At 75.7% G+C, this 11465-nt stretch carries 10 protein-coding genes and 1 pseudogene; 9 read left to right on the top strand and 2 right to left on the bottom strand.

Annotated features, from left to right (window positions below; translation table 11 throughout):
* The 6 genes and pseudogenes from ACOJTC_RS28880 to ACOJTC_RS28855 form a co-directional block, all read left to right on the top strand.
* Positions 1-621 (top strand): annotated as a pseudogene (locus tag ACOJTC_RS28880) (vitamin B12-dependent ribonucleotide reductase); the annotation flags it as partial.
* Between the two features lie 197 nt (positions 622-818).
* The gene (locus tag ACOJTC_RS28875; RefSeq protein WP_420119253.1) at positions 819-1760 is read left to right on the top strand and encodes a DUF2332 family protein; all 942 of its coding nucleotides are present in this window, start codon (positions 819-821) and stop codon (positions 1758-1760) included.
* Positions 1761-1885: 125 nt separating this feature from the next.
* A complete protein-coding gene (locus ACOJTC_RS28870; protein WP_420119252.1) occupies positions 1886-3388 on the top strand; it encodes an alpha/beta fold hydrolase in 1503 nt (500 codons plus the stop codon).
* 27 nt (positions 3389-3415) lie between these two features.
* Positions 3416-3658, top strand: coding sequence for a DUF5522 domain-containing protein (locus tag ACOJTC_RS28865; RefSeq protein ID WP_420119251.1), 243 nt, complete (start codon positions 3416-3418; stop codon positions 3656-3658).
* A 56-nt stretch (positions 3659-3714) separates the two neighbouring features.
* The gene (locus tag ACOJTC_RS28860) at positions 3715-4971 is read left to right on the top strand and encodes an MFS transporter (RefSeq protein WP_420119250.1); all 1257 of its coding nucleotides are present in this window, start codon (positions 3715-3717) and stop codon (positions 4969-4971) included.
* 105 nt (positions 4972-5076) lie between these two features.
* Positions 5077-5628 (top strand): hypothetical protein, encoded by a 552-nt coding sequence (locus ACOJTC_RS28855; RefSeq protein WP_204923961.1) that lies wholly within the window; start codon positions 5077-5079, stop codon positions 5626-5628.
* Positions 5629-5667: 39 nt separating this feature from the next.
* On the opposite strand, the gene ACOJTC_RS28850 is transcribed toward ACOJTC_RS28855, so the two are convergent.
* Positions 5668-6354, bottom strand: a complete 687-nt coding sequence (locus tag ACOJTC_RS28850; protein WP_088646456.1) for a metal-dependent transcriptional regulator — start codon at positions 6352-6354, stop codon at positions 5668-5670.
* 97 nt (positions 6355-6451) lie between these two features.
* Here ACOJTC_RS28850 and ACOJTC_RS28845 point away from each other — a divergent pair, with 97 nt between their 5' ends.
* From ACOJTC_RS28845 to ACOJTC_RS28835, 3 genes are read left to right on the top strand one after another with little or no spacing between them, the layout of a single operon-like run.
* A complete protein-coding gene (locus tag ACOJTC_RS28845) occupies positions 6452-7309 on the top strand; it encodes a sulfurtransferase (RefSeq protein WP_420119249.1) in 858 nt (285 codons plus the stop codon).
* Positions 7310-7357: 48 nt separating this feature from the next.
* Positions 7358-8539: an acetoin utilization protein AcuC gene (locus ACOJTC_RS28840; protein WP_204923963.1), complete on the top strand. Its 1182-nt coding sequence runs from the start codon at positions 7358-7360 to the stop codon at positions 8537-8539.
* 23 nt (positions 8540-8562) lie between these two features.
* Entirely contained in the window at positions 8563-11106 is a 2544-nt protein-coding gene (locus ACOJTC_RS28835) for a GNAT family N-acetyltransferase (protein ID WP_420119248.1), read from the top strand.
* Positions 11107-11200: 94 nt separating this feature from the next.
* On the opposite strand, the gene ACOJTC_RS28830 is transcribed toward ACOJTC_RS28835, so the two are convergent.
* Positions 11201-11465 (bottom strand): sigma-70 family RNA polymerase sigma factor (locus ACOJTC_RS28830; protein ID WP_420119247.1); only part of this gene is annotated, 265 nt, incomplete at its 5' end.

Here is an 11465-nt window from a genome sequence, read left to right as displayed (position 1 = left end):
TACCTCACCGCCTCGTCCTACCCGGACGACGGCCTCGGCGAGGTCTTCCTCAAGATGTCCAAGCAGGGCTCCACCCTGGCCGGGGTGATGGACGCCTTCTCGGTGGCGATCTCCATCGGCCTGCAGTACGGCGTCCCGCTGGAGACGTACGTCAGCAAGTTCACCAACATGCGCTTCGAGCCGGCGGGCATGACCGACGACCCGGACGTGCGGATGGCCGCCTCGGTGATGGACTACATCTTCCGTCGCCTGGCGCTGGACTTCCTGCCCTACGAGCGCCGTGCCGAGCTGGGCATCTTCACCGCCAAGGAGCGGGCCGCGCAGTTGCGGGCCGAGGCCGACGCGGAGGCCGCCGGCACGGACCTGACGGCGATGGCGTCCTCCGCCCCGGTCGAGGCGACCGAGCCGAAGACCGGACCGGTGGCCCAGCCGGCCCAGGAGCTGGCCGGGGTGGCCGCCGTCAAGCCGGCGCCCGCCGTGGGCTCCTCCACCGAGCTGCTGGAGGCCGTGATCGGCAAGGCCGCCGACGCGCCGCTCTGCTTCACCTGCGGTACGAAGATGCGCCCGGCAGGTAGCTGCTACGTCTGCGAGGGCTGCGGCTCCACCAGCGGTTGCAGCTGACGTACGCGTCGCACGGAGGGTCGGCATCCGACGGGTGCCGGCCCTCCCGCGTCCCGTCCCCATGATCGACCCCGGTGGGGCGAGGTAGCGGCATCGGTCCTACCCGGACACCGCCACCTCGCTGCCGTTGCGCGGATCACGCCGACGGCGGCGCACCGGGGGCCGCGCCGGACGGCCGCGGCGGGGATGATCGGGGCATGACCACCGCCGACCGGTACGTCGAGTTCGCCACCCGGGAGGCGCACGGCGTCTCCCCGGCCTACGAACGGCTGGCCCACGCGGTCGCCCGCGACGACGAACTGCTCGCCCTGCTGGACGGCCTGCCGCCGGCCAAGCGGCAGCCGCAACTGCTCCTCGGCGTGGTCCGCTGGCTCGGTGGGCCGGTCGACGAGCCGGCCGCCTTCCGCGCCCACACCAAGGCGCACTGGGCCGCCGTCCGGGCCGCGATGCTCACCCGGGCGGTGCAGACCAACGAGGCCGGCCGCTGCGCGGCGCTGCTGCCGGTGCTGGCCGCCCTGCCGCAGCCGCTGGCGTTGCTGGAGGTCGGGGCGTCCGCCGGCCTCTGCCTCTACCCCGACCGGTACGCCTACCGCTACGGCGACCACCTGCTCGGGGCAGGGGAGACGGTCCTCGACTGCACGCTGACCGGGACCGGGCCGCCGACCACCCGCCCCGAGGTGGTGTGGCGGGCCGGCCTCGACCTGAACCCGCTCGACGTCACCGACCCGGCCGACGTGGGCTGGCTCGACGCGCTGATCTGGCCGGAGCACACCCATCGAAGGGCCCGGCTGCGGGCGGCAGCGGCGGTGGCCGCCGCCGACCCACCGGAACTGGTCCGGGGCGACCTGGTGGACGACCTGCCGGCGCTGGCCGCGCGGGCACCGGCCGGTGCGACGCTGGTGGTCCTGCACACCTCCGTGCTCTACCAGGTGCGGCCGCCGCGCCGGGAGGCCTTCGTCGCGCTGGTCCGCGCCCTGCCCGGTCACTGGGTGTCCGCCGAGGCGGCCGACGTGCTCTGCTGGGACGTGGACGCGCTGCCGGCCCCGCCCGACGGGACGCTGCACAACGTGCTCGCCCTCGACGGGACGCCGTTGGCCTGGATGCGCTCGCACGGCCAGGAGGCGCACTGGTTCGGCTGACCCCGGGTGACCGGCTCGGTCCGGTGGGGACGTGCGGCGGGCCATGACGTTCCGTGAGTGTTACGGGACTGCGGATGACATCGATCATCACTAGGCTAGGGTGCCGACGACTCCGGTGAGGTGTCATGGCGAAGCCGTCGCTGCCCCGTCCGGCCCTGCTCAGCCGTGCCCGGTCGACCCCGACGGTCCGGTGGCTCGCCGCCGGCGTCGCCCCGCTCGGCTGGGGTCTGCTGGTCGGCTGGTGGACCCCGCGTGGTCCCGGCACCAATACCGAGGCCGTGACGTCGATCCTGGTCAGTCTCGCGGTAGGTGGGCTCGCCGGCTGGGCGAGCCGGTCCCGTGGGGCGATGTTCACGGCTCCGGTGCTCTTCGCGCTCGCCGTCGAGCTGGTCCGCTGGCCGCTACGGGGGCCGACCGTGGACGCCCCGCACCTGAGCGGTTTCGGTGTCGGAGCGCTCCTGCTGGGCCGGGGCGTACACGGATTGCTGTCCCTGCTGCCGTTGCTGGTCGGCGCGGCGTACGGCGCGGGCCTGGCGCGACGGGCCGCCCCGACAGCGGGCCGCCGTCCGGTGTGGACCTGGCTGGGGCGGGCCGGGGTGGGCCTGCTCACCGCGTTGGTCGCCCTGGTGACGGTCGCAGTGGCGCTGCCGGCCGCAACAGCCGCCGTACCGGGTGGGATCGCCGAGCTGACCACGGTGCGCGGCGGCGGCGACCGGGAACTGGGGGTGCTGCTGCGGGGCGCCGACCGGCGGGCCCCGGTGCTGCTCTTCCTGCCCGGTGGGCCGGGCAGCTCCGAGGTAGGGGCGGTCCGCCGGCACCTCGCCGGGCTGGAACGGCAGTTCGTGGTGGCTACCGTGGACCGGCGGGGCGCGGCACGGTCGTGGGCGGCGTTCCCGCCCTCCTCGTCGTTGACCCTCGACAGCGAGGTCGCCGATCTGCTCGCCGTCGCCGACCGGCTGCGGCAGCGCTTCGGTCGACCGGACGTCTACCTGGTGGCGCACTCCGGCGGGACGCTGGTCGCCGCCATCGCCGTACAGCGCCGGCCGGAGCTGTTCCGGGCCTACGTCGGGGTCGGGCAGGCGGTCGACCTGCGGGACGCCGACCGCAGTCAGTACACCGACACCGTCGCCTGGGCAGGCCGTACCGGACGGGCCGATCTGGTGCGGCAGCTGACCGAGCTGGGGCCGCCGCCGTATCCGGACATGTACCACTACGAGCCGCTGCTGGCCAACGAGGCCGCCGCCTTCGACTTCGACCGCACCGGCAACCACGAGGGCCGGGGCGGGACGGGAGAGAACCTCGGCGTCGCCGAGTACACCCTGCTGGAGAAGGCGCACGTGCTCGGCGGCGGTCTGGATGGCTGGGACGTGCTCTACCCGAAGGTCCAGCAGGTCGACCTGCGTGCCCGGGTGAGGCGGCTCGCGGTGCCCGTCTACCTGGTCGACGGCGCGCACGAGGTGCCGGGCCGGTTGACCCTGACCCGCCAGTGGTACGCCCAACTCGATGCCCCGCACAAGGAGCACGTGGTGCTCGACGACGCCGGACACCGGTCGCTCTACCAACGGCCCGGCCCCTTCGTCGACCTGCTGACCCGGGTCCGCGCCGAGACCGCCGGCCCGGGGCAGTGAGCCCGCCGGGTCCGTAGACTCCTCGTGGTGAGTGGCGAACGACGTCCGCTGGCGGACCGGCCGCTGACCGGGCCGCACCCGTCCCGGCTGCCGCCGGAGCACCCCGACCGGGCACGGATCCTGGCCGCACACGCCGCTGCGCTCGCCGCCGGGGACGCCGGCTATCCCGACCCGGCCACCGGCCTGTTCGTCCTCACCGCCGGCTTTCTGGCCCGGCGTGGCACCTGCTGCGGGCGGGGCTGTCGGCACTGCCCGTACGTCGACGACTAATTCGGCGGCCCCGGCTGCCCCGCCCACCTAGATTGGGGCGGACCGACGGGGGATCGATGACGGCGCAACTGACCGACGGTCGGGCGGTACGCCCACCGCTGTGGCGGGACCGGAGCTTCGCCCTGTTCTGGGCCGGCCAGACGGTCGGTGAGCTGGGCACCCGGATGTCCGGGGTGGCGGTGCCGCTGCTGGCCGCCGGCCCGATGCGGGCCAGCGTGTTCCAGGTCTCCCTGCTGACCGTGCTGGCCTGGCTGCCGTACCTGGTCTTCGCGCTGCCGGCGGGGCTGCTGGCCGACCGGGTCGACCTGCGCCGGCTGATGATCGGCTGCGACCTGGGCCGGGCCGCGCTGCTGTCGTCGCTGCCGGTGGTCGCCCTGGTCGGCCGGCTCACCCTGGCCTTCCTGTACGTCGTCGTCGGGCTGTGCGGGGTGCTCACCGTGCTCTTCACCGTGGCCTACAAGAGCATCGTGCCGGCGCTGGCCCCGGCGGACCGGCTGGTCGAGGCGAACGCCCGGCTGACCGTCACCGCCGACACCGCCGCGCTGGTCGGGCCGACCGTCGGCGGGGTGTTGGCCGGGCTGGTCGGTGCCGCCCGGACTTTTCTCGGCACCGCGCTGGCGTTCCTGCTCAGCGCGGCGACGCTGGCGGCGGTCCGCCCGGTGGTCCGGGACCGCGGGCTCACCGACCGCGTGCCGGTGCGGGTCGCCCTCACCGAGGGGCTGCGCTTCGTCGGCCGGCGTCCGATCCTGCGTAGCATCCTGGCCTGCACCGCCACCTCGAACTTCTTCGCCATCGGCACCACCGCGCTGGAGGTCAGCTTCCTGGTCCGGGAGCTGCGGGCCGGCCCGGCCACGGTCGGGCTGGTCTTCTCCCTGGGGGCGGTCGGCGGTCTGGTCACCGGCGCGTTCGCCGCCCCGCTGTCCCGCCGGATCGGCACGGCCCGGGTGATCTGGGTGGCGATGGCGGTGCCGGGACCGCTCTACCTGCTGGTGCCGTTGGCCCGACCCGGGTGGGGGCTGGCGCTCTACGTCGTCGGGCTGGCCGCGTTCTCCGCCAACGCGGTGCTGTTCAACGTGTCGATCCTGTCGTACCGGCAGCGGATCACCCCGCCGGAGCTGCTCGGCCGGGTGAACGCCGCGTTCCTGTGGGTCTGCTTCGGGGTGGTTCCGCTGGGGGCGCTGACCGGCGGCCTGCTCGGCAGCCACTGGGGACTGCGGCCGGCGTTGGTGGTCTGCGCGCTCGGCACCTGGAGCGCCGCCCTGTTCGTGGTGCTGTCTCCACTGCGGAGCCTGCGCGACCTGCCGCCGGGCTGACGCCGCAGGGGCGGACCACCCGGGTCTTCCGTCCGGCAACCCCAACCCGTACGGTTTCCGACGGACACCGGCGGGTTCCCCGCCGACGATCACGGAGGTGTGCCCGTGCACGGGCGGATCTGGCTGGCCGGCATGGGCGTGCTGCTGACCACGGGCTGTGGCGCGTCGGAGGTCGAGCCGGTGCCGCTGCCGACCGGGGAACCGGCCACCGTGCAGGTGGGGGCCGCCTCGTCCGGTGGGGCGTGCCGGCTGTTCGACTTCGCGGTGATCGAGGAACACACCGGGGCCCGCTTCGACGTGGCCGCCGCCACCGAGCGCGACGACACCCGCACCTGCGTGGTACGGGCCACCGACGCCACCTGGCCGGAGCTGACCCTGACGGTCACCGACACCTCGATCGACGTGCCGACCTTCACCGCCGACGTGCTGCCCGCCGGGGCGAAGAAGGTGTCGAAGCTGGGCCAGGCCGCCTACCGCCGGACCGGCGCGAAGACCGCGAAGCGCGGCCCGACGGCCGAGGTGGGCTGGCTCGCCACCGAGGACCGGCTGGCCACGCTCCGCTGGACCTGCCGGCCGGACGACGACCGGGCGACCGCCGACGAGGTGGCCGACCACCTCGTCGACCTGGCCAGGACGCTCGACACCCGGTCGTTGTGACGACCGGTCGCGGTGACGGCCGGGCCGCCGCCGGGGCGGTCAGTGGGCGGCGACGAAGACCCGCGAGGCGACCTCGCGGGGCAGCCGGACCCGTTCGCCGGAGCGGTCGATGAACACCCCGTCACGTTCCTGGGCGACGGTGACCGTGGCGCCCGGGTCGACCCCGGCGGCGTGCAGTTGCCGCAGCACGTCGGCGTCGGTCTGTACGCTCTCGCAGATCCGGCGGACCACCACCTGCCCGGTCAGCCCGGGGAAGGCGAGGTTGCGTTCACCCTCGACCGGCTCGCTGGCCCCGGCCTGCGGCGGACCCAGCTCCTCAAGCCCCGGGATCGGGTTGCCGTACGGCGAGCGGGTGGGGCGGTTGAGCAGGTCGTACACCCGCTTCTCCACCGCGTCGCTCATCACGTGCTCCCACCGGCAGGCCTCCTCGTGGGCCTCCTCGTAGGGCATCCCGATCACGTTGACCAGCAGCAGCTCGGCGAGCCGGTGCTTGCGCATCACCGACACGGCGCTGCCCCGGCCCAGCTCGGTGAGCGCCAGGTGCCGGTCGCCCTCGACGGTGAGCAGCCCGTCGCGTTCCATCCGGGCCACGGTCTGGCTGACGGTCGGCCCGCTCTGCCGTAACCGCTCGGCGATCCGGGCACGCAACGGTGGCACGCCCTCCTCTTCGAGTTCGAGGATGGTGCGCAGGTACATCTCGGTCGTGTCGACCAGGTCATGCTTCACGTCAGCGGCCTCCCGGTGGTCGATGCTACCCCGGCGCGCGAAGATCGACCTGCGCCGAAACGCGAGGTCGCTGCGCCGATGGTGTTGACTGGACGTCATGTCCGGTACCGATGACCCCCTGATCGAGCCGGATCGGCTCGCCGCCGAGCTGGCCCGACCCGACGCACCGACCCTGCTGGACGTCCGCTGGCGGCTGGCCGGCCCGCCGGGCCGCGACGACTACGTCGCCGGGCACCTGCCCGGCGCGGTCTTCGTCGACCTGGACACCGACCTGTGCGGTCCGCCCGGCGCGGCGGGTCGGCACCCGCTGCCCGACCCGGCCGCCCTCCAGGCCGCGCTGCGGGCCGCCGGGGTGCGTACCGGCCACCCCGTGGTGGTGTACGACGGCGGCGACGGCCTGGCCGCCGCCCGCGCCTGGTGGACGCTGCGCTGGGCGGGGCACCGGCCGGTCCGGGTGCTGGCCGGTGGCTGGCCGGCCTGGTGCGCCGCCGGCCTGCCGCACACCGTCGAGGTGCCCACCGTCACGCCCGGTGACGTGACCGTCCGGCCGGGCGCGCTGCCGGTGCTGGACGCCGACGCGGCGGCGGCCCTCGCGGCGGCCGACGACGGGGTGCTGATCGACGTGCGGGCCGCGCCCCGCTACCGGGGCGAGACCGAGCCGATCGACCCGGTCGCCGGGCACGTGCCGGGCGCGGTCAACCTGCCCGCCCCCGGGTACGTCACCGAGGGGCGCTACCCGGCGGCCGACGTGCTGCGGGACCGGTTCGCCGCGGTCGGGGTGCGCGCCGACGCGCCGGTGGGGGCGTACTGCGGGTCGGGGGTGACCGCCGCGCAGGCGGTGCTGGCCCTGCACCTGGCGGGCCGGCCGGACGCCGCGCTCTACGTCGGATCGTGGAGCGGGTGGGTCGCCGACGGGTCCCGGCCGGTCGCGACCGGCCCGACACCCGGCGGCTGACCTGCACGTGTGGTGGGCGGGCGGTGACCGTCGTGCGACGATGACCCCATGTCGGACGACACGCTGGTGGTGTGGGACGAGTCCCTGCTCGACTACGACATGGGGGAGCATCCGCTGGACCCGGTCCGGGTCGAGCTGACCGTGGCGCTGGCCCGGGAGCTGGGCGTCCTGGACCGGCCCGGGGTGCGGCTGGTCGAACCCGAGCCCGCCGACGACGCGACGCTGACCCGGGTGCACCGGCCCGACTACCTGGAGGCGGTCCGGGCCGCGCCGCGCGATCCGCTCTTCGCCGGGTACGGACTGGGCACCTCGGACAATCCGGTCTTCGACGGGATGCACGAGTCCAGCGCGCTGATCGCGGGGGCGAGCGTGGCCGCCGCCGAGGCGGTCTGGCGGGGCGAGGCCCGCCGCGCGGTCAACGTGGCCGGCGGGCTGCACCACGCGATGCCCGACCGGGCCGCCGGGTTCTGCGTCTACAACGACCCGGCGGTGGCCATCGCCCGCCTGCTCGACCTCGGCGCCGAACGGGTCGCCTACGTCGACGTGGACGTGCACCACGGCGACGGCGTGCAGGAGATCTTCTACCGGGACCCCCGGGTACTCACGGTGAGCCTGCACGAGACCCCGCTCGCGCTCTTCCCCGGCACCGGGTTCCCCGACGAGACCGGCGGGCCGGGGGCGCAGGGCAGCGCGGTCAACGTGCCGCTGCCGCCGGGCACCGACGACGCCGGCTGGCAGCGGGCCTTCCACGCGATCGTACCGTCGGTGCTGCGCGCGTTCCGGCCGCAGATCCTGGTCACCCAGTGCGGGGCCGACGGGCACCGGATGGACCCGCTGGCCGACCTGCACCTGTCGGTGGACGGGCAGCGCGCCACCTACCTGGCGTTGCGGGCGCTCGCCGACGAGTTGTGCGACGGCCGCTGGGTGGCCACCGGTGGCGGCGGGTACGCCCTGGTGGAGGTGGTGCCCCGGGCCTGGACCCATCTGCTGGCGGTGGCCACCGGCGACCCGCTCGACCCGGCCACCCTCACCCCGCCCGGCTGGCGCACGCTGGCCGCCCACCGGCGACCCGGCCATGACGTGCCGCTGCGGATGACCGACGACGTCGACCCGGAACACCGGCCGTGGCAGCCGACCGGGGAGCCGAACTCGGTGGACCGGGCCGTGGCGGCCACCCGCAAGGCGGTGTTCCCGCTGCTCGGGCTGGACCCGTACGACCCGCGAGACTGAGCCGGGGACCTGGGGAGGGACCGGTGACCACTGTCGACCAACCGGTGGACGTGCTGCTCAGCGACGGCAGCACCGTCGGACTGCGACCGATCCGGCCGCAGGACGCCCCGGAGATCGTCGCCATGCACGGGCGGTTCTCGGAACGCACCCGCTACCTGCGCTACTTCTCGCCGTACCCGCGTATCCCGGAACGGGACCTGCACCGCTTCGTCACCGTCGACCACCGGGACCGGGAGGCGTTCGTGGTGCTGGCCGGCGACCGGATCGTCGCCGTCGGCCGGTACGAGCGGCTCGGGCCGGCGGCCCCCGAGGCCGAGGTGGCGTTCGTGGTGGAGGACGCCTACCAGGGCCGGGGGATCGGTTCGGTGCTGCTGGAGCACCTGGCCGACGCCGCCCGCCGGGCCGGCATCGGGCACTTCGTCGCCGAGGTGCTGCCCACCAACGGGGTGATGCTGCGGGTCTTCGCCGACTTCGGCTACCAGGTGCAGCGCCAGTTCGCCGACGGGGTGGTGCACCTGACCTTCCCGATCGCGCCGACCGAGGCGACCCTGGCGGTGCAGCGCGGCCGGGAACACCGCACCGAGGCCCGGTCCATCGCCCGGCTGCTCGCCCCGCGCGGGGTGGCCGTCTACGGGGCCAGCGCCACCGGTCAGGGCGTCGGCGCGGCGCTGCTCGGGCACCTGCGTGACGGCGGCTACCCGGGGGCGGTCGTGCCGGTGCACCCGGGCGCGCGCACGGTGGCGGGGCTGCCCGCGTCCCCGTCGGCGGCCGACGCGGGGGTGGCGGTCGACCTCGCGGTCGTCGCGGGGCCCCCCGACGCGGCGGCCGGGGTGGTGGCCGACGCCGCCGCGGCCGGCGCGCACGGCCGGGTGGTCAGCTCCGCCGGCTTCGCCGAGGCCGGCCCGGCCGGCGCGGCGGCCCAACGGTCCCTGGTCCGGGCGGCGCACGCCGCCGGCATGCGGGTCGTCGGCCCGAACTGTCTGGGGGTGGCGAACACCGACGAGCGGGTACGCCTCAACGCCACCCTGGCCCCGGTGCTGCCGGCCCCCGGCCGGGTGGGTTTCTTCAGCCAGTCCGGCGCGTTCGGGGTGGCGCTGCTGGCCGAGGCGCAGCGGCGCGGGCTGGGCCTGTCGAGTTTCGTCTCGGCCGGCAACCGGGCCGACGTGTCCGGCAACGACCTGCTCCAGTACTGGCAGGACGACCCGGGCACCGACGTGATCCTGCTCTACCTGGAGACCTTCGGTAATCCGCGCAAGTTCGCCCGGCTGGCCCGCCGGATCGGCCGGGCCAAGCCGGTGGTGGCGCTGGCCTCGCTGGCCCGCCCGGCCGGCCCGGCGCTGGACGAGGCGGCCGTCAGCGCGCTGTTCGCCCAGTCCGGGGTGATCCGGGTGGACACCGTCGCCGAACTGCTCGACGTCGGGGTGCTGCTGGCCCACCAGCCGCTGCCCGCCGGTGACCGGGTCGCGGTGGTGGGCAACTCGTCGGCGCTGACCGGGCTGGCCGCCGCCGCCTGCGTCGGGCAGGGCCTCACCGTCGCCGACGGCTACCCCCGCGACGTCGGCCCGCACGCCGGGGTCGCCGAGTTCACCGCCGCGCTGGCCGGGGCCGCCGCCGACGACCGGGTGGACGCGCTGGTGGCGGTCTTCGCCCCACCGCTGCCGGGGCAGCTCACCGTCGAGGAGGCGGACGTCACCGCCGCCCTGCCGGCGACGCTGGCCGCCGGCAAGCCGACCGTGGTGACGTTCCTCGCCGGGCGGGTGCCGGCGGGGCTGCCCGCGTACCCGAGCGTGGAGGAGGCGGTGCGGGCGCTGGGCCGGGTCGGCCGGTACGCCGGGTGGCTGCGGCGGGACCCGGGCACGGTGCCGGAGCTGACCGGGGTGGACCGGGCCGCCGGGCGGGCCGCGTTGCGCGGTGACACCGCCGACCCGGTCGCGCTGCTCGCCGCGTACGGCGTCGAGGTGGTCGGGTCGGTGCCCGCCGGCAGCGTCGACGAGGCGCTCGCCGCCGCCGACCGCTGCGGGTGGCCGGTGGCGTTGAAGGCCGCCGCGCCCGGCCTGCGGCACCGCCTCGACCTGGGTGCCGTCCGCCTCGACCTGGCCGACCCGGTCGCCCTGCGCCGGGCGTACGCGGACCTGGCGGCGGGTTTCGGCGCCCAGGTGCTGGTCCAGCCGATGGTGCCGCCCGGGGTGGCCTGCGTGGTGGAGCTGCGGGAGGACCCGGCGTTCGGGCCGGTGGTCGGTTTCGGGCTGGGGGGTGTCGCCACCGAACTGCTCGGCGACCGGGCCTGGCGGGCCGTGCCGTTGACCGACCGGGACGCGGCCGAACTGGTCGACGAGCCCCGGGCGTCGCCGCTGCTGCGCGGGCACCGGGGTGCCGCCCCGGTGGACCGGGCGGCCCTGGCCGACCTGCTGCTGCGGGTGGGACGGCTCGCCGACGAGCAGCCCCGGGTGCGGGCGCTCACCCTCAACCCGGTGCTGGCCCGCCCGGACGGCATCTCGGTGCTGCACGCGGCGGTGGGGGTCGGCACGGCCGGGGCCCGCCCCGACACCGGCCCGCGCCGCCTCTGACCGGCGCAGCCGGCCGGACACCCGGCGGGCGGTCACCGCAGAGAAGGTCAGGCCCCCGGCGAACCGCCGGGGGCCTGACCGCGAACCGTCCCGCTCAGCAGGCGTACGCCTCCAGCCGCTGCGCCCGCTCCGGGTCACGCAGCTTGAGCAGGGTGACCTTCTCGATCTGCCGGATGCGCTCCCGGGACAGGCCGAACTCCTTGCCCACCTCGTCGAGGGTGCGCTGCCGGCCGTCGTCGAGGCCGAACCGGAGCCGGATCACCGCCTGCTCCCGCTGCGAGAGGGTGGCGAGCACGATGCGTACCTCGTTGCGCAGTTCGCCGTTGGCGGCGGCGTCTCCCGGCTCGGTGCGCGGGTCC

Origin of the sequence: Micromonospora sp., assembly GCF_048594385.1 — a bacterium.
Classification (GTDB): domain Bacteria; phylum Actinomycetota; class Actinomycetes; order Mycobacteriales; family Micromonosporaceae; genus Micromonospora; species Micromonospora wenchangensis.
The sequence above is the reverse complement of the archived record's forward strand: the minus strand, read 5'-3'. Positions and strand labels throughout refer to the sequence as shown.

Excerpts from the sequence above, each read along its gene's own strand:
- ACOJTC_RS28875 (WP_420119253.1), top strand. The coding sequence starts at position 819 with ATGACCACCGCCGACCGGTACGTCGAGTTCGCCACCCGGGAGGCGCAC.
- ACOJTC_RS28845 (WP_420119249.1), top strand. The coding sequence starts at position 6,452 with ATGTCCGGTACCGATGACCCCCTGATCGAGCCGGATCGGCTCGCCGCC.
- ACOJTC_RS28860 (WP_420119250.1), top strand. The coding sequence starts at position 3,715 with ATGACGGCGCAACTGACCGACGGTCGGGCGGTACGCCCACCGCTGTGG.
- ACOJTC_RS28870 (WP_420119252.1), top strand. The coding sequence starts at position 1,886 with ATGGCGAAGCCGTCGCTGCCCCGTCCGGCCCTGCTCAGCCGTGCCCGG.
- ACOJTC_RS28840 (WP_204923963.1), top strand. The coding sequence starts at position 7,358 with ATGTCGGACGACACGCTGGTGGTGTGGGACGAGTCCCTGCTCGACTAC.